A 25,107-nucleotide genomic window follows, 5' to 3' on the forward strand; every position below is an offset into this window, starting at 1 on the left:
TATTCTGCTTTCCGGAGTTAAGTGCAGGATTTCTACATGTTGATCGAATTTTCGGTTTCCAATTATCGCTCCTTCCGTGAGGCGCAAACCCTGTCCATGGTGGCGACTCCACGCCTGAGTAAAAAGCGCAATGTAATCAAACCTTCCGTGAGTGGTGAAAAACTACCGGACTTGTTGAAGGTTGCGGCGATTTACGGGCCTAACGCGTCCGGTAAATCTTCTCTTATCCAGGCGATGGGGATCATGGGACGCCTGCTTGCAACGACCCCCTCCTCAAATGATGATCCGCTGCCGGTTTCACCGTTTCGTTTTGACCCGCAGCTCAAGGACGAACCCAGTTTTTTTGAATACAACTTCATTCAAAAAGGGCTCCGATATCGGTTTGTCCTGTGCATTACTTCGCAACGGATAATCAAGGAACAACTGGTCTCCTATCCCAAAGGGAAAGAAACACTGCTGTATGAACGTCGTTTTGGTGATGAGGGAGAGCAGTATGTTTTTGGTTCAAGTCTTGAGGGGGGGAAAGATGTCCACAATGCCTGGCGGCGCCTGACGAGCCCGAAGGTGTTGTTTATTTCGCAGGCCGTTGCGAACAGCAGCGAAGAACTGACTCAGTTGCGAGCGCCGTTTGCCTGGTTTCAAACCGGTCTTCTTGTCATTGAGCAGAACAATATGATGGGGCTGTCTGCCGCTTCCATCAGGTTTTTGCAGGTTGCCTCGGACTACACAGTCGATTTAAAGGAGTTCTTAAGGGCAGTGGATATTCCGGTGTCTGCTATTCAACTCAATACTGAGGACGCAGATGCTGTTCCGACCAAGAAGAAGCTCACGCTTAAAGAATTCTTCGCGGCGGCGCAAAAAGACAAAGTGACCCTGACACATACAAGTCTTTTGGGAACAGCAGAGTTTGATTTTTCAGAGGAGTCCGGAGGCACAAAAAACCTGATTGGCTTTTGGTTGCCCTGGTTCATGATCAATCGTGCAGATGGCAGCGGGATACTGTCTGTCGATGAGTTGGACAGCAGCCTCCATCCTGAAATAGTTGCTGATCTGATCGGGAAACATCTCGATAGCGGATTGGATACTCAGCTGATCTTTACGACACACGATACTCATCTAATGAATGAAAAAATTCTGCGGCGTGATCAGTTCTGGATCACTGAGCGCGATGCCAATGGAGCAACCAGTGTTTTTTCCGTTCACGATTTTGAAGGGCGAGAGGGGGAGGATGTTGAGAAACGCTACTTTGAAGGCCGTTACCGCGGTTTGCCTCTGATTAGGCGGGGGTGACTAATGGTGCACTCGATAAAATCATTTGATCGGAAGAAATCAAGATTCAAGCCTCAGCCCCAAGTGCTGGTTCTCTGTGAAGATAGCAAGTCAGGAAAACGGTATCTGGAGGAGGCTGCGTTTCATTTTCGCGCCAAAGCTCAGGTAGAAATTGCCCACTGCGGCGTCACGCACCCGAGCGGAATTGTAGAAAGAGCCATTGCCCGTCAGAAGCGTTTCGACAAAGTGTTTTGTGCATTGGATCGCGATACGCACCAATGTTTTGAGAGAGCGATAGATCTGGCGAGACCTCATCCGAAAATCAAAGTCATAGCATCGTTTCCCTGTTTTGAGTTTTGGCTTCTTTTGCACTTCGGTTTTAATCGAAAGCCATTTAGAGCTGTTGGGAAAAACTCTCCGGGCGACTTGGTAGCCAAGAGCCTCAGAGAAAAGCCGAACATGGATAAGTACCAGAAGGGCAAAGGCATCAGCTATTTTGCTCAGCTATTGGGTGAGCCTTTTCAGAAAGCCAGAGCTTTGGCACCCAAGATTCTCGAAGACGTCGCCATCAGCGGCGAACCCAATCCCAGTACCGAAATCTATCTGCTGATGGATGAATTCGAAACCCTCTCCAAGCCTCAGCCGATCTAGCACCATCAACCCTGCCAAGAGATGTGGCCAGCATTGATGGTGTTATATCGGTTCAATTTGTTTGGCTTTTGGTGTGGGACCTGGTGGTGCACGGGCCATTCGCGAGCAAGCCCGCTCTCACAGAGATTGCGCAAATCCTGTAGGAGCGAGGCTTGCCCGCGAAGCTTTTAATGCTTGAACATCACATGCCGCACAACGGTGTAGTCCTCCAGCCCATACATCGACATGTCCTTCCCATAACCGGACAGTTTCTGACCGCCATGCGGCATTTCACTGACCAGCATGAAGTGGGTATTCACCCAGGTGCAGCCATACTGCAAGCGTGCAGACAGGCGATGGGCGCAGCCGACGTCCGCGGTCCAGATCGACGACGCCAGGCCGTAGTCTGAGTCGTTGGCCCAGGCCAGTGCTTGCGCTTCATCGGTGAACTTGGTGACCGACACTACCGGCCCGAATACTTCGCGGCGCACGATCTCGTCGTCCTGTTGTACGTCGGCCAGCACCGTCGGTTCAAAGAAGAAACCGTTGCCTTCCACCGCTTTGCCGCCAGTGATTAAACGAATGTGCGGTTGCGCCATGGCACGCTCGACCAATCCGGTTACGCGGTCGCGATGTTGTGCGCTGATCAACGGGCCAAGCTCCGTCGATGGATCGTCCTGCAAGCCGTACTTGATACTGCTGACTGCCGCACCGAGCTTTTCGACGAACTGGTCGTAGATGCCTGCTTGCGCGTAAATACGGCAGGCGGCGGTGCAGTCCTGGCCGGCGTTGTAGAAACCGAAGGTGCGGATGCCTTCCACGGCGGCGTCGATGTCGGCATCGTCGAAGATGATCACCGGCGCCTTGCCGCCCAGTTCCATGTGCATGCGTTTGACGTTGCCGGCGGTGCTGGAAATGATGTTCGAGCCGGTGGCGATCGAGCCGGTCAGCGACACCATGCGCACTTTCGGATGTGTAACCAATGGGCTGCCGACCGTAGGACCACGCCCGAATACGAGGTTAAGCACGCCAGCCGGGAAGATGTCCGACGCCAGCTCCACCAGGCGCAGGGCGGTCAGCGGGGTTTGTTCCGACGGCTTGAGCACCACGGTATTACCGGCGGCCAGGGCCGGGGCGATTTTCCAGGCGACCATCATCAGCGGGTAGTTCCACGGCGCGATGGAGGCAATCACGCCCACTGGGTCGCGACGGATCATCGAAGTGTGGCCGGGCAGGTATTCCCCTCCCAGCGCACCGCTCATGCAGCGACTGGCGCCGGCGAAGAAACGGAACACGTCGGCAATCGCCGGGATCTCATCGTTCAGCGCAGCGCTGTAGGGTTTGCCGCAATTATCCGACTCCAGTTTGGCCAGCTCTTCGCCATGGGCTTCGACGATGTCGGCGAGTTTGAGCAGCAGCAACGAGCGTTCTTTCGGCGTGGTTTGCGACCAGGCTTGGAAGGCGTTGTCGGCGGCACGCACGGCGGCGTCGACCTGGGCTTCGCTGGCTTCGTTGATTTCTACCAGCACGCGGCCCAGGGCCGGGTTGAACACCGCTTGGGCAGGGCCGTCGCCATTGACGAGTTGGCCGTTGATCAAGAGTTTGGTTTGCATGGCTATGTCCTCATCGAAGCTGTTGTTTTGCTGTCGGAACCGAATCCCTGTAGGGGCGAGGCTTGCCCGCGAAGGCGTCCTCAAGAATGTCAAAAGCTTCGCGGGCAAGCCTCGCTCCTACAAGAGATTGTTGTTGTCTGTTCCTGATCTATTTCCCGCCACTGCCCGCAACGCTTTCGCCACCCCGGGTCAGGTAATAGGCGCCGAGGATCGGCAGCATGGTCACCATCATCACCAGCATCGCGACGACGTTGGTCACCGGTACGTCTCGTGGGCGGCTGAGCTGGTTGAGCAGCCACAGCGGCAAGGTGCGTTCATGGCCGGCGGTGAAGGTGGTGACGATGATTTCGTCGAATGACAAGGCAAACGCCAGCATACCCCCGGCCAGCAATGCCGAGCCAAGGTTCGGCAGGACGATGTAGCGGAAGGTCTGCCAACCGTCGGCGCCGAGGTCCATCGAGGCTTCGATCAAACTGTATGAGGTGCGGCGCAAGCGGGCGATGACGTTGTTATAGACAATCACCACGCAGAAGGTCGCGTGACCGACGATGATGGTGAACATCCCCGGCTCAATCCCCAAGGTCTTGAAGGTCGCCAGCAGCGCGATGCCGGTGATGATCCCCGGCAGGGCAATCGGCAGGATCAGCATCAGCGAGATGCCTTGCTTGCCGAAGAAATCCCGTCGGTACAACGCCGCCGATGCAAGGGTGCCGAGGATCATCGCAATCAATGTGGCGACGGCCGCGATTTGCAACGACAGCTTGATCGCTTCCAGTACGTCGGGCCGGGAGAACGCCACGCCGATCCACTTCAGGGTAAAGCCCTTGGGCGGAAAGCTGAACGCCGCGTCTTCGGTGTTGAAGGCGTAGAGGAAGATGATCAGGATCGGGAAGTGCAAGAACATCAACCCGCCCCAGGCGGCGATGCGCAGGCCCAGGGATGCCCGATCTTGAGATGAAGCATCAGAGCGCATCGAAAGCCCCCATACGTTTGACGATGGACAGGTAAATGGCGATCAGCACGATCGGCACCAGCGTGAAGGCCGCCGCCATCGGCATATTGCCAATCGCCCCTTGCTGGGCGTAGACCATGCTGCCGACGAAGTAGCCTGGCGGGCCCACCAGTTGCGGGACGATGAAGTCGCCCAGGGTCAACGAAAAGGTGAAGATCGAACCGGCCGCGATGCCCGGAATCGACAGCGGCAGAATCACTTGCATGAAGGTTTGACGCGGCCTGGCACCGAGGTCGGCCGAGGCTTGCAGCAAGGACGGCGGCAGGCGTTCCAGTGACGCCTGAATCGGCAGGATCATGAACGGCAGCCAGATGTAGACGAACACCATGAACCGCCCCAGGTGCGAGGTCGACAAGGTGCTGCCGCCGACGCCCGAAATTCCGAGCACCCATTGCAACACCGGTTCCAGCCCCAGGTGCTGAACAAACCACTGGGCCACGCCGCCCTTGGCCAGCAGCAAGGTCCAGGCGTAGGCCTTGACGATGTAACTGGCCCACATCGGCATCATCACCGCGATGTAGAAAAACGCCTTGGTCTTGCCGCTGGTGTAGCGCGCCATGTAGTAGGCGATCGGGAACGCCACGATTGCACTGGCGATCGACACGACAATGGCCATGCTCAGGGTGCGCAGGATGATGTCGAAATTCGACGGCTGGAACAGTGCGGTGAAATTCGCCAGGGTCAGGTCGGGCGTGACCGCCATGGTGAAGTCATCGAAGGTGTAGAAACCTTGCCACAGCAGGGTCAGCAGCGAGCCGAGGTAGATCGCACCGAACCACAGCAGCGGCGGCACCAGCAGCAGCGACAGATACAGGTTCGGCCGGCGATACAGCAGGTTGGAAAACCGGCGCAGCGGCGAGCCGCTGGCCGGGGTTTGAGGGGGCGCCACGCTGTTCATCTCACACCCCGCCCACAACATTGTCGTGCAGCGGGATCATCGCTTCACGCGCCCAACGAGCGCTGATGCGTTGCCCGGTCTGGTGCTGCGTGCTGACGTCCAGCCACTGGACGTTGGCCTGGCTGATGTTCAGGGTCTGGCCGTTTTCCAGTTTCAGTTCATAGCGGGTGGCGCTGCCTTGGTACTGGATGTCGTGCAGCAGGCCGCTGACTTCGATTTCATGGCTGGCCAACGGGCCTTCGGCAAAACGCACGTGTTCCGGGCGAATCGAAAACGGCTGTGGATTACCGCTCAACTGCTGCGCCAGATCGCCGCGAATCACGTTGGAGGTGCCGACGAATTCGGCGACGAAAGTGGTCGCCGGTTTCATGTACAGGTTGCGCGGTGTGTCGACCTGTTCGATGCGGCCCTTGTTGAACACCGCCACGCGGTCGGACATCGACAGCGCTTCGGTCTGATCGTGAGTGACGAAAATAAAGGTGATGCCGAGCTGGCGCTGCAGCTTTTTCAGTTCGCCTTGCATTTGCTCGCGCAGTTTCAGATCGAGGGCGCCCAAGGGCTCGTCGAGCAGCAATACGCGAGGGCGATTGACCAAGGCGCGGGCCAGGGCCACACGCTGACGCTGGCCACCGGAGAGTTGCACCGGTTTACGCTCGCCATAACCACCGAGGGCGACCATGTCGAGGGCTTCTTCGGCGCGTTTCTGGCGTTCGGACTTGCCGACACCTTTGACTTTCAAACCGTAGGCGACGTTGTCGAGTACGTTCATGTGCGGGAACAGCGCGTAATCCTGGAACACGGTGTTCACGTCACGCTGATACGGCGGCAGCCCGGCGGCTTCGGCACCATGAATGCGGATGGAGCCAGCGCTGGGTTGTTCGAAACCGGCGATCAGGCGCAGGCAGGTTGTTTTGCCCGAGCCGGATGGGCCCAGCATGGAAAAGAACTCGCCGTCCTTGATATCGATGGAAACCCGGTCAACGGCCTTCACTTCGCCGAACTGACGGGAAACGTTGGTGAACTGGACTGCAAGCGTCATGGTGCGGAGCTCCAAAAAGGCGAGGATTGTCACAGTGGCCTGCCTGGACTTCTGAAAAACCTGAATTGGTGTGCTTTTGTGACTGAAATGCTCACTGTGGCTGGAATACTTATTGTGGCGAGGGGGCTTGCCCCCGTTGGGTGGCGAAGCTACCCCAGCACCATTCACCGCGGTTTATCAGATAGACCGCAGCTGCAGGTTTTACGACTGCTTCGCAGCCGAACGGGGGCAAGCCCCCTCGCCACACAAACCCAATCACCACAAAAGCTCATCTGCCACAGGAGCCGGTGTGTTACCTGCCGCCCATGATCGCAATGTAATCCTGGGTCCAGCGGCTATAAGGCACAAACTTTCCGCCCTCAGCCTGCGGGGTTTTCCAGAAGGCGATCTTTTCGAACTGGTCGAAACCGTTGGTCTTGCAACCCTCGGCGCCCAACAGTTCGCTTTCCTTACACCCCGCCGGGACCGCTGGCAGCGAGCCGAACCAGGCGGACACATCACCCTGGACTTTCGGTTGCAGCGACCAATCCATCCACTTGTAGGCACAGTTCGGGTGCTTGGCCTCGGCGTGCAGCATGGTGGTGTCGGCCCATCCGGTGGCGCCTTCTTTCGGGATGGTCGAGGCGATCGGCTGTTTTTCGTTCATCAGGCCGTTGACCTGATAGGGCCAGGCGCTGGCAGCCACCACGCCTTCGTTCTTGAAGTCACTCATCTGCACGGTGGTGTCGTGCCAGTAGCGATGGATCAACTTTTGCTGGGCGCGCAGCAGGTCGAGCACTGCCTTGTACTGGGCTTCGGTCAGTTCGTAGGGGTTCTGGATACCCAGCTCCGGCTTGGTGGCTTTGAGGTACAGCGCCGCGTCGGCGATGTAGATCGGGCCGTCGTAGGCTTGCACCCGGCCTTTGTTGGGTTTGCCGTCAGGCAGGTTTTGCGCGTCGAATATCACGCTCCAGCTGGTAGGTGGCTGCTTGAACACCGTGGTGTTGTACATCAGCACATTCGGACCCCACTGGTACGGGGTGCCGTAGATCTGTTTGTTGACCACATACCACGGTGCATCCTTGAGGCGTGGATCGAGATTCTTCCAGTTGGGAATCAGTGCGGTGTTGATCGGTTGCACACGTTTGCCGGCGATCAACCGCAGGGAGGCATCACCCGATGCCGTCACCAGGTCGTAACCGCCCTTGGCCATCAGGCTGACCATTTCATCGGACGTACCGGCCGTCTTGACGTTGACCTTGCAGCCGGTTTCCTTCTCGAAGCCGGTCACCCAGTCGTAGGCCTTGTCGGTTTCGCCCCGTTCGATGTAGCCGGGCCAGGCGACGATATCCAGCTGACCTTCGCCGGCGCCGACAGCTTTCAGCGGCTCGGCGGCCTGCAGGCTGGTGCTGGCCAGAAGCGCCGTGGTGATTGCACTGAGCAGTGCGGTCTTGTGCACAAGCATGGGTGAACCCTCTTCTTTAAATTATGGTCGGGGCAATGTTGAACGGGGTGATGCGCCGTGAGTGGCTTGTTATTAGCTTAGTGCGCTTTGTGAGAGGCAGATTGAGGCCGGGCTGTCCTATGGATTTATCCAGCCTAGTGGGTGGTCCCACGGTCGACAAATCTCAAAGGCTGCATTCGATGAAATAGTTTGCGCGGGGGCGCGCTCCAGCCTGATTGCCTAAACGTGAGCAACATCTGGAAGTACTCTCATCGAGAGGCGTCGGGCACTTTCGATCTAGGCTGGTGGCCTTAAAGATCCGGTTAACCCGAATTCGTGGAGGCAGCAAAATGAACACTCGTGGATTGCTCGATCAACTACTCAAATCCGGTCAGGATCTGTTGCAGAACAAGGCTGGCGGTACCCAGAACAAAGCGTCCAGCGGTGGATTGGGCGGTTTGCTCGGAGGCTCCAGTGGTTCCGGCGGCCTTGGCAGCCTGCTCTCGGGGGCCGGCGGCGGTGCTCTGGCGGCTGGCGCCATGGGCCTGTTGCTCGGCAACAAGAAGGTGCGCAAGGTCGGCGGCAAAGTGGCTATCTACGGCGGTCTCGCGGCATTGGGCGTGATTGCCTACAAGGCGTACGGCAACTGGCAGGCTCAACAGGGCACTACGCACCAGACCGAACCGCAAACTATTGACCGCTTGCCAGCAGCCCAGGTTGAGCAACACAGCCAGGCGATTCTCAAGGCGTTGGTGGCCGCGGCCAAGGCTGACGGGCATGTCGATGAGCGTGAGCGCCAATTGATCGAGGGCGAGTTCAGCAAACTCGACAATGATCAGGAGCTGCAACACTGGCTACACGCCGAACTCAACAAACCGCTGGACCCGACCGACGTCGCCCGCGCCGCCAGCACGCCGGAAATGGCCGCTGAAATGTACATCGCCAGCGTGATGCTGGTGGATGAGGAGAACTTCATGGAGAAGTCCTATCTGGATGAACTGGCGCGGCAGTTGAAACTGGAGCCGGGGTTGAAGGCCGAGTTGGAGAAGCAGGTGCGGCAGGCTTCTATGTAGGTCTTCAGACCGCCTTCGCGGGCAAGCCTCGCTCCTACAGGATCGTGTCGCGTACGGCCATTAACCGTAGGCGCGAGGCTTGCCCGCGAAAGTGATGTGCCAGGCAACAGGTTTTTGGCTTGTGGCGAGGGGGCTTGTCGGAACGCCGCATCGCCCCGTTGGGTGGCGAAGCCGCCCCCAAAGTGGTTCAGGTAAACCGCATTTTCCCGGGGGGGCGCGACTGCTGCGCAGACGAACGGGGGCGAGCCCCCTCGCCACAAGGTTCGTCAATTACCGCGTTTTCGTTCTTCGCGATCAAGCCCGCTCCCACAGGCCCTCGGCTATACTCCCTCGCAATTTGAACCGCACCGAGGACTGACTGTGAAGAACTGGACGTTGCGCCAACGCATTTTGGCGAGCTTTGCGGTGATTATCGCGATCATGCTGTTGATGGTCGTGGTGTCTTTTTCTCGACTGATGAAGATCGACTCCAGCGCCGACCGGGTCCGCACCGATGCAGTGCCCGGGGTGTATTTCAGTTCGATGATCCGCGGTGCCTGGGTCGACAGTTTTAACCTCACCCAGCAGCTTGTCGGCCTTTCCGGGCAACGCGAAATGACCGCCGCCGACCAGGCCATGTACAAGAGCTTCGAAGAGCGCTTGAGCGAGCAGATGGCCAATTACCGCAAAACCATTTTCACCGCGGAAGACCAGGCCCTCTTCGACGAATTCGAAGCGCGTCATCAACTCTACAATCGAGAAATGACCAACGTACTCGACCTCTATCAGCGCAAAGAGTACGAGCAAGCACGCCTGGCCCTGGAGCAGAAACTCGCGCCAGCCTGGATCAATGGGCGCAAGCAGTTGAATAGCCTTCTGGAGAGTAATCACGAGCTGGCTGAAAAGGCCACGCTGGCCATCGGTGACGCGGTGACAGCCGCCAAAATCAGCATGGGCGTCTCTCTGCTGGTGGCGATCATCGTCGCCGGTCTCTGTGGCCTGTTGTTGATGCGCGCGATCATGGCGCCGATGAATCGCATCGTGGATATCCTCGAAGTCATGCGCACCGGCGATCTCAGCAATCGCCTGGATCTTGATCGCAAGGACGAGTTCGGCGCGGTGGAAACCGGCTTCAACGACATGATGACAGAGCTCACCTCGCTGGTGTCCCAGGCGCAGCGCTCCTCGGTGCAGGTCACCACGTCGGTCACGGAAATCGCCGCGACATCCAAGCAGCAGCAGGCCACGGCCACCGAAACCGCTGCCACTACCACCGAAATCGGCGCGACATCGCGTGAAATTGCCGCTACCTCACGGGATCTGGTGCGCACCATGACCGAAGTCTCCACCGCCGCCGATCAGGCTTCGGTGCTGGCCGGTTCCGGTCAGCAAGGCCTGGCGCGCATGGAAGACACCATGCACTCGGTGATGGGCGCGGCGGATCTGGTGAACGCCAAGCTGGCGATCCTCAACGAGAAGGCCGGCAACATCAATCAGGTGGTGGTGACCATCGTCAAAGTCGCCGACCAGACCAACCTGTTGTCCCTGAATGCCGCGATCGAAGCCGAGAAGGCTGGCGAATACGGTCGCGGGTTTGCCGTGGTCGCCACCGAAGTGCGGCGTCTGGCGGACCAAACCGCTGTGGCCACCTACGACATCGAACAAATGGTGCGCGAGATCCAGTCGGCGGTGTCGGCCGGAGTCATGGGCATGGACAAGTTTTCCGAAGAAGTGCGCCGTGGCATGTCCGAGGTGCAGTCGGTGGGCGAGCAGCTGTCGCAGATCATCCATCAGGTTCAAGCACTGGCACCACGGGTGTTGATGGTCAATGAAGGCATGCAGGCCCAGGCCACCGGCGCCGAGCAGATCAACCACGCGCTGGTGCAGTTGGGCGATGCCAGCAGCCAGACTGTCGAGTCCTTGCGTCAGGCCAGTTTCGCCATCGATGAACTGAGTCAGGTGGCCGTGGGGCTGCGTGGCGGCGTCTCGCGATTCAAAGTCTGATGAGCGAGCTCGCGGTCAAACGCGGCGCGGTGATGCCGGTGAAACAATCGTTGTTTCTGGTGTTCCGCATCGGCAGCGAACGTTACGCCTTGCAGGCCATCGAGGTGGCCGAAGTGCTGCCGCAACTGCCGTTGAAACCCATTCCCCGGGCGCCGCACTGGGTGGCGGGGGTGTTCGCTTATCGCGGCGTGGTGGTGCCGGTGATCGACCTCAGCGCCCTGACGTTCGGCCAACCGGCCCAGGCCCGCACCAGCACGCGGCTGGTGCTGGTGCACTATCGGCCGGATGAGGCGACGCCTGCGCAATTGCTCGGGCTGGTTCTGGAACAGGCCACCGACACGTTGCGCTGCAACCCGGCGGATTTTCAGCCATATGGCCTGGACAATCGCCAGGCGCCGTACCTCGGGCCGGTGCGCGAAGATACCCAGGGTTTACTGCAATGGGTGCGGGTTGCCGATTTGCTGGACGAACAGGTCCGCGCCTTGTTGTTTCCCTCGCAGCCGTTGGACCTGGCGCAGTTTGAGGAGCAGGGATGAGCAGCGATCAACGGTTTTTCGATTTTCTCAAAGAACGTATCGGCCTGGATGTGGGCTCGGTCGGCCCGGCGATCATCGAACGCGCGGTGCGCCAGCGCTGCACGGCGGCTCGGGCGTTAACGGCTGATGAGTACTGGCACACCTTGCTGGGCTCGCGCGACGAACAACAGGCGCTGATCGAAGCGGTAATCGTCCCCGAGACCTGGTTTTTCCGTTACCCGGAATCCTTCGCCACGCTGGCGAAACTGGCGGCCAAACGTCTGGCGGCGATCAATAACATGCGCGCCCTGCGGATTCTCAGCCTGCCGTGTTCCACCGGCGAAGAACCGTACTCCATAGCCATGGCGTTGCTCGATGCCGGGCTGGCGCCGCACCAGTTCAAGGTTGACGGCATGGATGTCAGCCCGCTGTCAGTGGAGAAGGCCAGGCTCGCGCTGTATGGCAAGAATTCGTTTCGCGGCCAGGACATCGACTTCCGCGAGCGGCATTTCACGGCTGAAAACGACAACTATCGCCTTAGCGGGCGCGTGATTGAACAGGTGCGCTTGCAGGTCGGCAATCTGCTGGATCCGGCCTTGCTGGCCAGTGAGCCTCCTTATGACTTCGTGTTCTGTCGCAATTTGCTGATTTATTTCGACCAGCCGACCCAGCAGCAAGTGTTCGAAGTGCTCAAGCGCCTGACCCACGTCGACGGCGTGCTGTTTATCGGCCCGGCGGAGGGCAGTCTGCTGGGCCGTTTCGGCATGCGCTCGATCGGCATCCCGCAGTCGTTTGCCTTCAGTCGTCAAAGTGCGCCGGAACCGCTCGCGACCTTCGTGCCTACTCCGACGCCGCTGCCGCTGCCGGTGCAACAACCGGTGCGTAGCGTGACACCGCCGCCAGTGCGCAGTCGGCCTTTCGCAACGGTCGTGCCGATGCCTCAGGTCGCCGCCGCCCCTTCGGCCACCCCTTCGGACGCTACCCCTTCGGACGCTGCCACGCTGCTGGCGAACATCGCCGCGCTGGCCAATGAAGGAAAAAGCGCTGAGGCCCGCGCCGCGTGCGACAGTTTTTTGCGCAGTCACGAGCCAGTGGCGCAGGTGTTCTATTGGCTGGGGTTGCTCAGCGATGTCGCCGGCAGCGCCCTCGAGGCCCAGGGCTTTTATCGCAAGGCGTTGTACCTCGAACCGCAACACCCCGACGCGTTGATGCACCTGGCCGCCTTGCTGCAATCCCAGGGCGACACGGCCGGTGCCAGACGATTGCAGGCCCGCGCCGCCCGCAGCGAGCGCGCCGCAGACAGTGAGCGTAAACGATGAGCGCCGCCGATACCTTGAGTGTCACCCATGAAGATGCCCAGGCCATCGACGACTGCTGGAACCGCATCGGTATCCACGGCGACAAGTCCTGCCCATTACTGAGCGAGCACATTCATTGTCGCAATTGCGCGGTGTATTCGGCTGCCGCCACGCGCTTGCTTGACCGCTATGCGTTGCAGCAGGACGACCGCGAGCAAGTCTCCACCGTGGCCGGGAGCGATGTGAAAACCCGCTCGCTGCTGATGTTTCGCCTCGGCGAAGAATGGTTGGGCCTGGCCACTCGCAGCCTGGTCGAAGTGGCGCCGCTGCAGGCGATTCACTCCTTGCCGCATCAGCGCTCCCGGGCGTTGCTCGGCGTGGCGAATGTGCGCGGTGCCTTGGTGGCGTGCCTGTCGCTGGTGGAACTGCTGGGGCTCGACGCTACCAGTGGGGTGGCGTCCGGCGCGCGGGTGATGCCGCGGATGCTGATCATTGCCGCTCACGGCGGGCCAGTGGTGGTACCGGTGGACGAGGTCGACGGGATTCACGCCATCGACGAGCGCATTCTCGAGGCGGCGTCTCAGTCCGGCACTCAGGCCAGCGCCAAGTACACCCGTGGTGTCTTGCAATTCAAAGGTCGCAGCCTGCGTTGGCTGGATGAAGAGCAGCTGCTGTCCGCCGTGACCCGGAGCCTCACATGACCCCCGAGCAAATGCGTGACGCCTCTTTGCTGGAACTGTTCAGTCTCGAAGCCGAGGCCCAGACCCTGGTGCTGAGCGCAGGTCTTTTGGCGCTTGAGCGTGATCCGACCCAGGCCGATTACCTTGAGTCTTGCATGCGCGCCGCCCACTCGCTCAAGGGCGCGGCGCGGATTGTCGGTGTCGATGCCGGGGTCCGTGTCGCCCATGTGATGGAAGATTACCTGGTCAGCGCCCAGGAAGGGCGCCTGTACCTGCGGCCCGAACACATTGATGCACTGTTGCAAGGCACCGATCTGCTGATGCGGATTGCGACGCCGGGCAATGCTCCGGCGCCTGCGGATATCGACGCTTACGTCATCTTGATGGGACGGTTGCTTGATCACATGGCGGCCACTGCGCCCATCGCGCCGCCGATGGCAGAGCTTCAGATGGAACCGCCGACGCCCAAGGTTGAGCCGCCCATGCCGGCCACCACCGAAGCGCCCCTGGCAGCGCCCGCCGAGCCAGCGCCCACGACTAAACGCACCACTGAAAGTGGCGAACGCGTGTTGCGCGTTACGGCCGAGCGCTTGAACAGCTTGCTCGACCTGTCGAGTAAATCCCTGGTGGAAACCCAGCGGCTCAAGCCGCACCTGGCCACTATGCAGCGCCTTAAGCGCATGCAGAGCAACGGCTTGCGGGCCCTGGAAAGTCTCAACGTCCATCTCAAGGATCTTGGCTTGAGCCTCGAAGCCCAGGAAGCCTTGGGTGATGCCCGTCGGTTACTGGCAGAGTCCCAGCGATTGCTGGCGGAAAAAAACGCCGAGCTCGATGAGTTCGCCTGGCACGCCAGCCAGCGTGCGCAGGTGCTGTATGACACGGCGCTGGCCTGTCGCATGCGGCCATTCGCCGACGTGCTGAGCGGGCAAGTGCGCATGGTCCGCGATCTTGGCCGCAGCCTTGGCAAACAGGTGCGGCTGGAGATCGAGGGCGACAAGACTCAAGTTGACCGCGATGTGCTGGAAAAACTCGAAGCGCCGCTGACGCACCTGTTGCGCAATGCGGTGGATCACGGCATCGAAACCCCGGAACAACGGCTATTGGCCGGCAAGTCGGAGGAGGGCCTGATCCGGTTGCGAGCGTCCCATCAAGCCGGTCTGCTGGTGTTGGAACTCAGCGATGATGGCAATGGCGTCGATCTGGAAAAACTCCGTCGCAACATCGTCGAGCGGCAGTTATCCCCAGCCGAAACCGCTGCCCAGTTGAGCGAAGAAGAGCTGCTGACGTTTCTGTTTCTGCCGGGTTTCAGCCTGCGCGATTCCGTCACTGAAGTTTCCGGGCGCGGCGTGGGGCTGGATGCGGTTCAGCACATGGTTCGCCAGTTGCGCGGCGCCGTGGTGCTGGAGCAGACGGCGGGCGCGGGCAGTCGTTTCCATCTCGAAGTGCCGCTGACGCTGTCGGTGGTGCGCAGCCTGGTGGTGGAAGTCGGTGACGAGGCGTATGCCTTCCCGCTGGCGCACATCGAGCGCATGTGCGACCTGGCGCCGGAAGACATCGTGCAGGTCGAAGGCCGGCAGCACTTCTGGTACGAAGGCCGGCATGTCGGGCTGGTCGCCGCCAGTCAGCTGTTGCATCGCCCAACGAGCCAGAACAGCGCGCAAACCCTCAAAGTCGTGGTCATCCGCGAGCGCGAGGCGATCTACGGGGTGGCGGTCGAACGGTTTATCGGCGAGCGCACGCTGGTGGTGCTGCCGCTGGACGAGCGCTTGGGCAAGGTACAGGACATTTCCGCCGGGGCCTTGCTCGACGACGGCTCGGTGGTGTTGATCGTCGACGTCGAAGACATGCTGCGTTCGGTGGACAAACTGCTCAATACCGGGCGTCTGGAGCGCATTGCCCGGCACGCCAATCAGGCCGTCGAAGCGGCGCGTAAACGGATTCTGGTGGTGGACGACTCGCTGACCGTTCGTGAGTTGCAGCGCAAATTGCTGCTCAATCGCGGCTATGACGTCGCGGTGGCGGTGGACGGTATGGATGGCTGGAACGCCCTGCGTTCGGAGGATTTCGATCTGCTGATCACCGACATCGACATGCCGCGCATGGACGGCATCGAGCTGGTGTCTTTATTGCGCCGCGATAACCGCCTGCAATCCCTGCCGGTGATGGTGGTGTCCTACAAGGACCGTGAAGAAGACCGCCGCCGTGGACTGGACGCCGGAGCCGACTATTATCTAGCCAAAGCGAGTTTTCATGATGACGCTTTGCTGGATGCAGTGGTTGAGCTCATTGGAGGCGCGCGGGCATGAAAATCGCTATCGTCAATGACATGCCCATGGCGGTAGAGGCCTTGCGCCGCGCTTTGGCGTTCGAACCGGCGCACGAGGTGGTCTGGGTCGCCAGCAATGGGGCCGAGGCGGTGCAACGTTGCACCGAATACACCCCGGATCTGATCCTGATGGATTTGATCATGCCGTTGATGGACGGCGTGGAAGCGACCCGGCGAATCATGGCCGAGACCCCGTGCGCGATTGTCATTGTCACTGTCGACCGCGAGCAGAACGTGCACCGGGTGTTCGAAGCCATGGGCTACGGCGCGCTGGATGTGGTTGATACCCCGGCTATCGGGGGCGGTAATCCTCAGGAAGCCGCCGCACCGCTGCTGCGCAAGATCATGAACATTGGCTGGCTGATTGGTGACCACAGCAATCGGGTGCGATCGGCACCGAGCTCGCACCGCCACTCGTCCTCGCGCCAGCATTTGGTGGCCATCGGTTCATCCGCTGGCGGGCCGGCGGCGCTGGAAGTGCTGCTCAAAGGCCTGCCTCGAGATTTTTCGGCGGCCATCGTGCTGGTCCAACATGTGGATCAGGTGTTCGCCGCCGGCATGGCCGAATGGCTTGCCAGCGCCAGTGGCCTGGACGTGCGCCTGGCCCAGGAAGGCGAACCGCCGCAAAGCGGCACGGTCCTGCTGGCCGGGACCAACCATCATATTCGCTTGCTGAAAAACGGCACGCTGGCCTACACCGCCGAACCGGTCAACGAGATCTATCGGCCTTCGATCGATGTGTTTTTCGAGAGTGTGGCCAGTTACTGGAGCGGTGACGCCGTGGGCGTTCTGCTGACCGGTATGGGGCGCGACGGCGCGCAGGGGCTTAAACTCATGCGCCAACAGGGCTACCTGACCATCGCTCAGGACCAACAAAGCAGTGCGGTGTACGGCATGCCGAAGGCGGCCGCGGCCATCGACGCGGCTGTGGAAGTTCGCCCACTGGACAAGATAGCGCCACGATTGCTGGAGATCTTCTCAAAATGACTATCATTAGCAGCAATTGTGGCCAAAGCAGTACTCAGGTGACCGCACATGAATGAATTACAGCTCGACGACTTCAAAACCGATGAAAACGCCGCCATGGTGTTGTTGGTGGACGATCAGGCGATGATCGGCGAGGCAGTGCGGCGTGGTTTGTCGAACGAAGATAACATCGACTTCCATTTCTGTGCCGACCCGCACCAGGCCATCGCCCATGCGATTCGTATCAAGCCGACGGTGATCCTTCAGGATCTGGTCATGCCCGGCCTCGACGGCCTGAGCCTGGTGCGCGAATACCGTAATCACCCGGCGACCAAGGACATTCCGATCATTGTCCTGTCGACCAAGGAAGACCCGCTGATCAAGAGCGCGGCGTTTGCCGCCGGTGCCAATGATTACCTGGTCAAACTGCCGGACAACATCGAACTGGTGGCGCGCATCCGCTATCACTCGCGCTCCTACATGACCCTGCTGCAGCGTGACGCGGCGTATCGCGCGCTGCGGGTCAGCCAGCAGCAGTTGCTCGACACCAACCTGGTGCTGCAACGCTTGATGAACTCCGACGGCCTGACCGGGCTGTCGAACCGTCGGCATTTCGACGAATACCTGGAGCTGGAGTGGCGGCGTTCGCTGCGGGACCAGACTCAATTGTCGCTACTGATGATCGATGTCGACTACTTCAAGTCCTTCAACGACAGCTTCGGCCACCTTGAAGGCGATGAAGCCCTGCGCAAAGTGGCTACGGCGATTCGCGACGCCAGCTCCAGACCTTCGGACTTGCCGGCCCGTTACGGCGGCGAGGAGTTCGTCCTGGTCTTGCCCAACACCTCGCCGGGTGGTGCGCGAATGGTGGCGGAAAAACTGCGCCAGACCGTGGCCGGGTTGAAGATCCCGCACATTTTCCCGACCGAGGGTTCAAGCCTGACCATCAGCATCGGCCTGTCGACCATGATTCCGCAGCCGGGCAGCGATTGCCGGCAATTGATCTCGGCGGCGGACAAGGGGCTGTACCTGGCGAAGAACAATGGGCGCAATCAGGTGGGGATCGAGTAGCCTTCAGATTAAGTGAAACTCCCAAGACTGGCACAAACACTGTGGCGAGGGGGCTTGCCCCCGTTGGGTCGCGAAGCGGCCCCAGCATTCTTCCAGTCAAACCCGGCAATCAGGTTTTACGACTGCTTCGCAGCCGAACGGGGGCAAGCCCCCTCGCCACTGGTTTTATGTTGCGCCTAAAGCCGCCAGGCGGGCTGCCGTGACAGCTTGATTACGTTATACTCGCCGGCTTTCAAAAGTTCGCCAACGAGTGCTGCCCGCCATGGAAATCAACCCGATCCTTAACAGTATCAAGGACCTGTCCGAGCGCTCCGAAACTATTCGGGGGTATCTTTGACTACGATCAAAAGCATGAGCGTCTGACTGAAGTCAATCGCGAGCTTGAAGATCCGTCTGTCTGGAACAACCCGTCGTACGCTCAGGAACTGGGCCGCGAGCGGTCGCTGCTGGCTCAGATCGTCGAAACCCTCGACGAAATGCACAGTGGCCTGGCCGATGCCAAAGACTTGCTGCTGATGTCCGCCGAAGAAGAAGACCAGGCCGCCGTCGATGACGTCGCCGCCGAAGTCGAGCGCCTGCGCGAGTCCCTGGAAAAACTCGAATTCCGTCGCATGTTCAGCGGTGAGATGGACGCCAACAACGCCTACCTGGATATCCAGGCCGGCTCCGGCGGTACCGAGGCCCAGGACTGGGCCAACATCCTGCTGCGCATGTACCTGCGCTGGGCGGATAAACGCGGTTTCGACGCGACCATCATGGAGCTGTCGGCCGGTGAAGTCGCCGGTATCAAAGGCGCTACCGTGCACATCAAGGGCGAATACGCCTTTGGCTGGCTGCGTACCGAAATCGGCGTGCACCGTCTGGTGCGCAAGAGCCCGTTCGACTCCGGCAACCGTCGTCACACCTCGTTCTCGGCCGTGTTCGTGTCGCCCGAAATCGATGACAACATCGAAATCGACATCAACCCGTCGGACCTGCGCATCGACACCTACCGCTCCTCCGGTGCCGGTGGCCAGCACGTTAACACCACCGACTCGGCCGTACGGATTACCCACGTACCGACCAACACCGTGGTGAGCTGCCAGAACGAACGTTCCCAGCATGCGAACAAAGACACCGCGATGAAAATGTTGCGGGCGCGTTTGTACGAGCAGGAAGTGCAGAAGCGCAACGCCGCTTCCCAGGCCCTGGAAGACACCAAGTCGGATATCGGCTGGGGTCACCAGATCCGTTCGTACGTGCTCGATGCCTCGCGGATCAAGGATCTGCGTACCAACATCGAACGCAGCGACTGCGACAAGGTGCTCGACGGCGACATCGACGAATACCTGGTGGCCAGCCTGAAACAAGGGCTCTAAGGCCCGCGCTACAGGGTTGTCACCACCCTGTAGGAGCGAGGCTTGCCCGCGAACCCCGGCGAATGCCGGGGGCAACGAACCTGAGATGGAATTTTTAAAGACATGAGCGACCTACAACTCGACCCGCAAGCCCTGCAACAGGAAGAAAACTCCCTGATCGCCCTGCGCAAGGAAAAGCTTGCTGCCGAGCGCGCCAAGGGCAATGCCTTCCCCAACGACTTCCGTCGCGACAATTACTGCGAAGATTTGCAGAAACAGTACGCGGACAAGACCAAGGAAGAGCTGGCAGAGGCTGCAATCCCGGTCAAGGTGGCGGGTCGCATCATGCTCAACCGTGGCTCGTTCATGGTGATTCAGGACATGACCGGTCGCATCCAGGTTTACGTCAACCGTAAAACCCTGTCCGAAGACACCCTGGCCGCGGTGAAAACCTGGGACATGGGCGACATCATTGCAGCCGTTGGCACCCTGGCGCGTTCCGGCAAGGGCGACCTGTACGTCGAAATGACCAGCGTGCGCCTGCTGACCAAATCCCTGCGCCCGCTGCCGGACAAGCACCACGGCCTGACCGACACCGAACAGCGCTACCGTCAGCGTTACGTCGACCTGATCGTCAACGAAGAGGTGCGCCAGACCTTCCGCGTTCGTTCGCAAGTGATTGCGCACATTCGCAGCTTCCTGATGAAGCGCGACTTCCTGGAAGTGGAAACGCCGATGCTGCAAACCATTCCAGGCGGCGCGGCGGCCAAGCCATTCGAGACTCACCACAACGCGCTGGACATGGAAATGTTCCTGCGTATCGCGCCTGAGCTGTACCTCAAGCGTTTGGTAGTCGGCGGTTTCGAGAAAGTCTTCGAGATCAACCGCAACTTCCGTAACGAAGGCGTTTCGACTCGTCACAACCCTGAATTCACCATGTTGGAGTTCTACCAGGCTTACGCCGACTACGAAGACAACATGGACCTGACCGAAGAGCTGTTCCGCGAACTGGCTCAGCTGGTTCTGGGCAGCACCGACGTGCCGTACGGCGACAAGGTGTTCCACTTCGGCGAGCCATTCGTGCGTCTGTCGGTGTTTGACTCGATCCTCAAGTACAACCCTGAGCTGACCGCTGACGACCTGACCGACATCGACAAGGCCCGCGCCATCGCCAAGAAGGCCGGCGCCAAGGTGCTCGGCTTTGAAGGTCTGGGCAAACTGCAGGTGATGATTTTCGAAGAGCTGGTCGAGCACAAGCTGGAGCAGCCGCACTTCATCACCCAGTACCCGTTCGAAGTGTCGCCGCTGGCCCGTCGTAATGACGAGAACCCGAACGTCACCGACCGTTTCGAACTGTTTATCGGTGGCCGTGAAATCGCCAACGCCTACTCCGAATTGAACGACGCGGAAGACCAGGCCGAGCGTTTCATGGCGCAGGTGGCCGACAAGGACGCCGGCGACGACGAAGCCATGCACTACGACGCCGACTTCGTTCGCGCGCTGGAGTACGGCATGCCGCCGACCGCCGGTGAAGGGATCGGCATCGACCGTCTGGTGATGTTGCTGACCAACTCACCGTCGATCCGCGACGTGATCCTGTTCCCGCACATGCGGCCACAAGCGTAAGTGTTTCAATTAAAAAGCCGCCTATAACAGGCGGCTTTTTATTGCCTGTCTGGTACAAACGTATCAATTGGTTACTTTTGACGTTTAGAGAGGAATACCTGTCGTGAATCGTGCAATTGCTCAAGAAGGTGCAGCGGGTATCGCCACTGCGGTCGCTGAAAGTGTTCAGTACCAGGGCCGCAAAGCCAGCCGACAGGGCAGTGAACAGCGTCGACAGGACATTCTCGACGCGGCGATGCGCATTGTCGTGCGCGATGGCGTGCGGGCCGTGCGGCACCGTGCGGTGGCCGCTGAAGCGGGTGTGCCGCTGTCGGCCACGACCTACTATTTCAAGGACATCGATGACCTGCTCACCGATACCTTCGCCCAATATGTGGAACGCAGCGCGGCGTTCATGGCCCGGTTGTGGGCCAGCAACGAAGGCCTGTTGCGCGAGATGGTTGTCAGCGGCGATGGCACTCCCGAGTCCCGCTCACAGCTGGCGGACGATATCGCACGGCTGATGGCTGACTATGTTCATCGGCAATTGATCAATCGCCGCGAGCACTTGATGGCTGAGCAAGCCTTCCGCCAGGAAGCATTGCTCAACCCGCGCCTGGCGTTGCTGGTGCGCTCCCATCAGCAAATTCTCCTGCAGGGCACCTGCCAGCTTTTCGAAGTATTGGGTTCCCGTGAGCCACAACAGGATGCCAAAGTGTTGACTGCTATTATCGGACGGATGGAATATCAGGGCCTGCTCAACGACGCCGAGCCTGTGGCCGAAGAGGAAATGCTCGGCATCCTCAACCGCTACATGCACTTGGTACTGGCGTCGGTGTAAATCCCGCGGGACAACTCGACCCTGTAGGAGCGAGGCTTGCCCGCGAAGGCGGTATAACATTCAACATATGTGTTGACTGACACAACGCCTTCGCGGGCAAGCCTCGCTCCTACAGGTTCGGTGACCATTCGGGGCGCTGTGTTCATAGGGAGTGTTGAATGAAAGCCTGGCGCGTCATTGTGATCGCCTTGTCGATCCTGCTGCTCAGTGGCTGTCTGGTGACTTTCAAGGAGCCGCTGCCCGCCTGCGAGCCCGCGCCCAAAGGGCTGCTCGGCAAATGGACCAGCACCAATGCCTGGGGCGAGCCGATGAACCTGGAACTGACGCGCATCGGCGACAATCGCTATCAGGCGGTCAGCTACTTCAAGGCCAAGCCTCATGAGCGTGAAGCCTATCCCTTCACCGTGTCGCGCCATGGCAATCGCTGGTACTTGTCGGCGAAGGTGCCGGCGCAGTTCGGCGGGAACTTCACCATCACCGGTTTCGAGCTCAACGATAAGCACGAACTGGTGGTCTACAACCTCGATCTCGAGCAGATCAAACAGGCCATGGGCCAAGAAGCCCTTAGTGGCCAAGGCTTCCGGACCGACGACGGCGACGGGGTGTTGATCAACAACAGCCTGGATCAGGTGTTTGCCTACCTCGATGACCCGGCCAATTCCGATGTTTTCGTCGAAGCGGTGCGTTATCAGCGCCAGGCCAAAACCAAATAAATCCAGCACGTAACGGTTTTACTACAGGAGTTTCGGGTGGACGAATACCAGCAGACGATACGCATTTTGTCCGATCGCATAGTGCTGGCGCAGACGCCGATTCGCGTTCTGGATGCGGTCAAGTGGGACGACAGCATTCGCAAGGGGTTCTTCAAAGGCAAGGGCAAGGAAATGCCGGCCGTGGACCGCGACTACTACCTCAATCGACCGCTGGCATTTGATTCCAGCAAAGTGAAGCTGGAATTCCAGAACATCGAGCGCGACATCACCCGCCAGCTCGGCCAGTTCAACCCGGTCGGCCAGATCATGCGCCGCATGTGCAAGGAATACCGGATGGTGGTGCGCATGCTCGAAGCGCGCGGCACCGAGGATTTCGGGCTGATTTCCCAGGAATTGTATGGCGCGGCGTCCGATGCGTTTCACGCTGGCGACCCGACCCTGGCCGACCTGGGCCTGATGCTCTCCGATTACCTGAACAACATCGACGGCCGTGGCGACCTCAAGGACGAACCGAAAATCCTTACCGCCAAGGAAGCCGTCGACCTGCTGCAACATCGGTTGAACAAGGTGTTTGGCGAGGCCGAGGAAACCATTCGGGTATTCGAGTCCGACGGGATCGTCGCCGATGCGGCGGCCGGTGCCGACTACATCAAGATCCGCGCCGACGCGATGTTCAACGACCGTGACGTGCGTGCGCTGGAAGTCCACGAAGGGCTGGTGCACGTGGGCACCACGCTCAACGGCCTGAATCAGCCGATCTGCACCTTCCTGTCCAAAGGCCCGCCGTCGTCCACCGTGACCCAGGAAGGCCTGGCGATCCTGATGGAAATCATCACCTTCGCTTCCTACCCGAGCCGCCTGCGCAAACTGACCAACCGCACCCGTGCCATTCACATGGTGGAGGAGGGCGCGGACTTCTTGCAGATCTACGAGTTCTTCTGTGAGCAAGGCTTCGAAATGGCCGAAAGCTACGGCAACGCCAGTCGGGTTTTCCGTGGCTCGGTGCCGACCGGTCTGCCATTTACCAAAGACTTGTCCTACCTCAAGGGCTTTATCATGGTTTACAACTACATTCAGTTGGCCGTGCGTAAAGGCAAGCTGGAGCAGATACCTCTCTTGTTTTGCGGCAAGACCACGCTGGAAGACATGCGGACCTTGCGCCAATTGGTGGACGAAGGCCTGGTGGTGCCGCCCAAGTACCTGCCCGACCAATTCCGCGACATGAATGCGCTGTCGGCATGGATGTGCTTCTCCAACTTCCTCAACCACCTGAGCCTGGACCGGATCGAAGCGGATTATTCCAACATTTTGTGAGCACAACACACCCTGTAGGAGCGAGGCTTGCCCGCGAAGAACGATAACGCGCTCTATCTGATCTACCGCGTCATCGTTCTTCGCGGGCAAGCCTCGCTCCTACGGACCTGCTATCAATCGTTAGTGCGAGGTTTCACCGGATGAGAATCCTCGGCATCTTTTGCCTGCTCCTGGCCCTCGGCGGTTGCGACTCTCTGCTGTTCTACCCCGAGCCCGGCCAGCCGTTCACCCCGGCAAAAGCCAAACTCGAATTCCGTGACGTCACTCTGACCACCGCCGACGGCCTCAAGCTGCATGGCTGGTGGCTGCCGGCGAAAAAAGGTGACGAGGTCAAAGGCACGGTGCTGCATTTGCACGGCAACGGGGGCAACCTGGCGTGGCATTTGGGTGGGAGCTGGTGGTTGCCGGAGCAGGGCTATCAAGTGTTGCTGGTGGACTATCGTGGGTACGGTTGGTCCGAAGGTAAACCGGCGTTGCCGGCGATTTATCAGGACATCGACGCCGCGTTCAAATGGCTCGACCAGGCCCCGGAGGTCAAGGGCAAGCCGCTGATCCTTCTCGGTCAGAGCCTTGGCGGTTCGATGGCCGTGCATTTCCTGGCCCAACATCCCGAGCGCCAGCGGCAACTCAAGGCTTTTGTGCTCGATGGCGTGCCTGCCAGCTACCGCGATGTCGGGCGTTTCGCCCTGAGCACGTCATGGATGACTTGGCCGTTCCAGGTGCCATTGTCCTGGTTGGTGCCGGACGGCGACAGCGCGATCCATTCCATGAAGCAGCTCAACGGCGTGCCGAAACTGATCTATCACAGTATTGATGATCAACTGGTGCCCCTTTCCAATGGCATCCGACTGTATCAAGCTGCGCCGCCGCCGCGAGTGCTGCAACTGACCCGGGGCGGTCATGTGCAAACCTTCGCCGACCCGGTCTGGCAAAAGGTCATGCTGCGCTACCTCGAAGATCCGCAGCATTTCAACGGCTTGCGCCGCCTGGGTGAAATCCCGAATTACCCGGCGCCCCCGAATTCTGAAGATGAACCACCAGAGAGTCCGCAATGAGTGAAGAACGTAACGCCATCCCGCTGATCATCACCGGTATTTGCAGCATCCTCGGCACCGTTGGCGCCCTGTGGTGGTACGGCTACCTGCACTTCGCCAAACCCGAAGATGCGCTACTGCTCAGCGACTTCACCATGCTCAAGACCGTGCCGGGCGAAGACTACAAGGTCTCCCTGGAACCGGCCCCACAAGTGGCCCAGTGCATCGATGGCGTGCTGGTGCTGTTCGACACCGACCAGAAAGGCCTGACCGGCGTGCTGATCAACAGCAAGAAAAAAGCCGTGCGCTGCATGGGCCAGGAAACCCCGCAAAAACTCGAGCAATAACCCAATCCTGTGTTCACCAAAGAACCCTGTGGGAGCGAGCCTGCTCGCGATAGCGGTTTAACAGTCAACGTTGATGTTGAATGTAAGGGCCCCATCGCGAGCAGGAGATCGGAAGAGCGT

21 protein-coding genes and 2 pseudogenes are annotated in these 25,107 nt (G+C 59.7%); 18 read left to right on the plus strand and 5 right to left on the minus strand.

Going from position 1 to position 25,107, the window contains the following annotated elements; translation table 11 throughout:
* Window positions 1-36: 36 nt before the first annotated feature.
* Window positions 37-1,290 (plus strand): AAA family ATPase, encoded by a 1,254-nt coding sequence (locus PMI30_RS03695; RefSeq protein WP_008014030.1) that lies wholly within the window; start codon window positions 37-39, stop codon window positions 1,288-1,290.
* A gap of 3 nt (window positions 1,291-1,293) precedes the next feature.
* Entirely contained in the window at window positions 1,294-1,920 is a 627-nt protein-coding gene (locus PMI30_RS03690) for an RloB family protein (protein ID WP_008014032.1), read from the plus strand.
* A 167-nt stretch (window positions 1,921-2,087) separates the two neighbouring features.
* Here the strand turns inward: PMI30_RS03690 and PMI30_RS03685 are convergent, their stop codons facing one another.
* The 5 genes from PMI30_RS03685 to ydcS form a co-directional block, all read right to left on the minus strand.
* Complete coding sequence (locus PMI30_RS03685; protein WP_008014033.1) at window positions 2,088-3,512, minus strand: gamma-aminobutyraldehyde dehydrogenase; 1,425 nt, start codon at window positions 3,510-3,512, stop codon at window positions 2,088-2,090.
* Window positions 3,513-3,660: 148 nt separating this feature from the next.
* Window positions 3,661-4,485: an ABC transporter permease gene (locus PMI30_RS03680; protein ID WP_008014035.1), complete on the minus strand. Its 825-nt coding sequence runs from the start codon at window positions 4,483-4,485 to the stop codon at window positions 3,661-3,663.
* Window positions 4,475-5,422, minus strand: a complete 948-nt coding sequence (locus PMI30_RS03675) for an ABC transporter permease (RefSeq protein WP_008014037.1) — start codon at window positions 5,420-5,422, stop codon at window positions 4,475-4,477. Before PMI30_RS03675 ends, PMI30_RS03680 begins: the two co-directional genes overlap by 11 nt.
* 1 nt (window position 5,423) lies before the next feature.
* The gene (locus PMI30_RS03670; RefSeq protein ID WP_008014039.1) at window positions 5,424-6,461 is read right to left on the minus strand and encodes an ABC transporter ATP-binding protein; all 1,038 of its coding nucleotides are present in this window, start codon (window positions 6,459-6,461) and stop codon (window positions 5,424-5,426) included.
* A 292-nt stretch (window positions 6,462-6,753) separates the two neighbouring features.
* Window positions 6,754-7,905, minus strand: a complete 1,152-nt coding sequence (gene ydcS, locus PMI30_RS03665; protein ID WP_008014041.1) for a putative ABC transporter substrate-binding protein YdcS — start codon at window positions 7,903-7,905, stop codon at window positions 6,754-6,756.
* A gap of 329 nt (window positions 7,906-8,234) precedes the next feature.
* On the opposite strand from ydcS, the gene PMI30_RS03660 reads away from it, so the two are divergent.
* The 16 genes and pseudogenes from PMI30_RS03660 (at window position 8,235) to PMI30_RS03590 (ending at window position 24,987) form a co-directional block, all read left to right on the plus strand.
* The gene (locus PMI30_RS03660) at window positions 8,235-8,957 is read left to right on the plus strand and encodes a tellurite resistance TerB family protein (protein WP_008014042.1); all 723 of its coding nucleotides are present in this window, start codon (window positions 8,235-8,237) and stop codon (window positions 8,955-8,957) included.
* 420 nt (window positions 8,958-9,377) lie between these two features.
* A pseudogene (locus tag PMI30_RS32260) lies at window positions 9,378-9,788 on the plus strand (MCP four helix bundle domain-containing protein); the annotation flags it as partial.
* A pseudogene (locus PMI30_RS03655) lies at window positions 9,768-10,940 on the plus strand (methyl-accepting chemotaxis protein); the annotation flags it as partial. The pseudogenes PMI30_RS32260 and PMI30_RS03655, both read left to right, overlap by 21 nt.
* On the plus strand, window positions 10,940-11,476 hold the full coding sequence (locus PMI30_RS03650; RefSeq protein WP_008014047.1) for a chemotaxis protein CheW: 537 nt from the start codon (window positions 10,940-10,942) through the stop codon (window positions 11,474-11,476). The pseudogene PMI30_RS03655 and the gene PMI30_RS03650, both read left to right, overlap by 1 nt.
* Window positions 11,473-12,774, plus strand: coding sequence for a CheR family methyltransferase (locus PMI30_RS03645; protein WP_008014049.1), 1,302 nt, complete (start codon window positions 11,473-11,475; stop codon window positions 12,772-12,774). The genes PMI30_RS03650 and PMI30_RS03645 overlap by 4 nt, the downstream gene beginning before the upstream one ends.
* Window positions 12,771-13,454 (plus strand): chemotaxis protein CheW, encoded by a 684-nt coding sequence (locus tag PMI30_RS03640; protein ID WP_008014051.1) that lies wholly within the window; start codon window positions 12,771-12,773, stop codon window positions 13,452-13,454. The genes PMI30_RS03645 and PMI30_RS03640 overlap by 4 nt, the downstream gene beginning before the upstream one ends.
* Window positions 13,451-15,739, plus strand: coding sequence for a hybrid sensor histidine kinase/response regulator (locus tag PMI30_RS03635; RefSeq protein WP_008014053.1), 2,289 nt, complete (start codon window positions 13,451-13,453; stop codon window positions 15,737-15,739). Before PMI30_RS03640 ends, PMI30_RS03635 begins: the two co-directional genes overlap by 4 nt.
* Window positions 15,736-16,746: a chemotaxis response regulator protein-glutamate methylesterase gene (locus PMI30_RS03630; RefSeq protein WP_008014055.1), complete on the plus strand. Its 1,011-nt coding sequence runs from the start codon at window positions 15,736-15,738 to the stop codon at window positions 16,744-16,746. Before PMI30_RS03635 ends, PMI30_RS03630 begins: the two co-directional genes overlap by 4 nt.
* Before the next feature lie 48 nt (window positions 16,747-16,794).
* Entirely contained in the window at window positions 16,795-17,796 is a 1,002-nt protein-coding gene (locus PMI30_RS03625; RefSeq protein WP_008014057.1) for a diguanylate cyclase domain-containing protein, read from the plus strand.
* 262 nt (window positions 17,797-18,058) lie between these two features.
* Window positions 18,059-19,154, plus strand: a protein-coding gene (gene prfB, locus PMI30_RS03620) for a peptide chain release factor 2 (protein ID WP_095920368.1) whose coding sequence is annotated in 2 segments (ribosomal slippage) — window positions 18,059-18,130 and window positions 18,132-19,154 — 1,095 coding nt in all. Because the reading frame shifts where the segments join, the coding sequence is not laid out codon by codon here.
* Window positions 19,155-19,256: 102 nt separating this feature from the next.
* Complete coding sequence (gene lysS / locus PMI30_RS03615; RefSeq protein WP_008014060.1) at window positions 19,257-20,759, plus strand: lysine--tRNA ligase; 1,503 nt, start codon at window positions 19,257-19,259, stop codon at window positions 20,757-20,759.
* 103 nt (window positions 20,760-20,862) lie between these two features.
* On the plus strand, window positions 20,863-21,579 hold the full coding sequence (locus PMI30_RS03610) for a TetR/AcrR family transcriptional regulator (protein ID WP_007897654.1): 717 nt from the start codon (window positions 20,863-20,865) through the stop codon (window positions 21,577-21,579).
* A gap of 158 nt (window positions 21,580-21,737) precedes the next feature.
* Window positions 21,738-22,292: a hypothetical protein gene (locus PMI30_RS03605; RefSeq protein WP_008014062.1), complete on the plus strand. Its 555-nt coding sequence runs from the start codon at window positions 21,738-21,740 to the stop codon at window positions 22,290-22,292.
* 36 nt (window positions 22,293-22,328) lie between these two features.
* Window positions 22,329-23,606 carry a flavohemoglobin expression-modulating QEGLA motif protein gene (locus tag PMI30_RS03600; protein ID WP_008014064.1) on the plus strand — a complete coding sequence of 426 codons (1,278 nt, stop codon included), beginning with the start codon at window positions 22,329-22,331 and terminating at the stop codon, window positions 23,604-23,606.
* 140 nt (window positions 23,607-23,746) lie between these two features.
* On the plus strand, window positions 23,747-24,661 hold the full coding sequence (locus PMI30_RS03595) for an alpha/beta hydrolase (RefSeq protein WP_008014066.1): 915 nt from the start codon (window positions 23,747-23,749) through the stop codon (window positions 24,659-24,661).
* Window positions 24,658-24,987, plus strand: coding sequence for a hypothetical protein (locus PMI30_RS03590; protein WP_008014068.1), 330 nt, complete (start codon window positions 24,658-24,660; stop codon window positions 24,985-24,987). Before PMI30_RS03595 ends, PMI30_RS03590 begins: the two co-directional genes overlap by 4 nt.
* Window positions 24,988-25,107: the final 120 nt, after the last annotated feature.

Source organism: Pseudomonas sp. GM50 (genome assembly GCF_000282375.1).
GTDB lineage: Bacteria > Pseudomonadota > Gammaproteobacteria > Pseudomonadales > Pseudomonadaceae > Aquipseudomonas.

Coding starts and splice junctions, on each gene's coding strand:
- PMI30_RS03650 (WP_008014047.1), top strand. CDS start 10,940: ATGAGCGAGCTCGCGGTCAAACGCGGCGCGGTGATGCCGGTGAAACAA.
- PMI30_RS03685 (WP_008014033.1), bottom strand. CDS start 3,512: ATGCAAACCAAACTCTTGATCAACGGCCAACTCGTCAATGGCGACGGC.
- PMI30_RS03670 (WP_008014039.1), bottom strand. CDS start 6,461: ATGACGCTTGCAGTCCAGTTCACCAACGTTTCCCGTCAGTTCGGCGAA.
- PMI30_RS03675 (WP_008014037.1), bottom strand. CDS start 5,422: ATGAACAGCGTGGCGCCCCCTCAAACCCCGGCCAGCGGCTCGCCGCTG.
- PMI30_RS03625 (WP_008014057.1), top strand. CDS start 16,795: ATGAATGAATTACAGCTCGACGACTTCAAAACCGATGAAAACGCCGCC.
- ydcS (WP_008014041.1), bottom strand. CDS start 7,905: ATGCTTGTGCACAAGACCGCACTGCTCAGTGCAATCACCACGGCGCTT.
- PMI30_RS03695 (WP_008014030.1), top strand. CDS start 37: ATGTTGATCGAATTTTCGGTTTCCAATTATCGCTCCTTCCGTGAGGCG.
- PMI30_RS03645 (WP_008014049.1), top strand. CDS start 11,473: ATGAGCAGCGATCAACGGTTTTTCGATTTTCTCAAAGAACGTATCGGC.
- PMI30_RS03660 (WP_008014042.1), top strand. CDS start 8,235: ATGAACACTCGTGGATTGCTCGATCAACTACTCAAATCCGGTCAGGAT.
- PMI30_RS03635 (WP_008014053.1), top strand. CDS start 13,451: ATGACCCCCGAGCAAATGCGTGACGCCTCTTTGCTGGAACTGTTCAGT.
- lysS (WP_008014060.1), top strand. CDS start 19,257: ATGAGCGACCTACAACTCGACCCGCAAGCCCTGCAACAGGAAGAAAAC.
- PMI30_RS03680 (WP_008014035.1), bottom strand. CDS start 4,485: ATGCGCTCTGATGCTTCATCTCAAGATCGGGCATCCCTGGGCCTGCGC.
- PMI30_RS03595 (WP_008014066.1), top strand. CDS start 23,747: ATGAGAATCCTCGGCATCTTTTGCCTGCTCCTGGCCCTCGGCGGTTGC.
- PMI30_RS03630 (WP_008014055.1), top strand. CDS start 15,736: ATGAAAATCGCTATCGTCAATGACATGCCCATGGCGGTAGAGGCCTTG.
- PMI30_RS03640 (WP_008014051.1), top strand. CDS start 12,771: ATGAGCGCCGCCGATACCTTGAGTGTCACCCATGAAGATGCCCAGGCC.
- PMI30_RS03605 (WP_008014062.1), top strand. CDS start 21,738: ATGAAAGCCTGGCGCGTCATTGTGATCGCCTTGTCGATCCTGCTGCTC.
- PMI30_RS03690 (WP_008014032.1), top strand. CDS start 1,294: ATGGTGCACTCGATAAAATCATTTGATCGGAAGAAATCAAGATTCAAG.
- PMI30_RS03590 (WP_008014068.1), top strand. CDS start 24,658: ATGAGTGAAGAACGTAACGCCATCCCGCTGATCATCACCGGTATTTGC.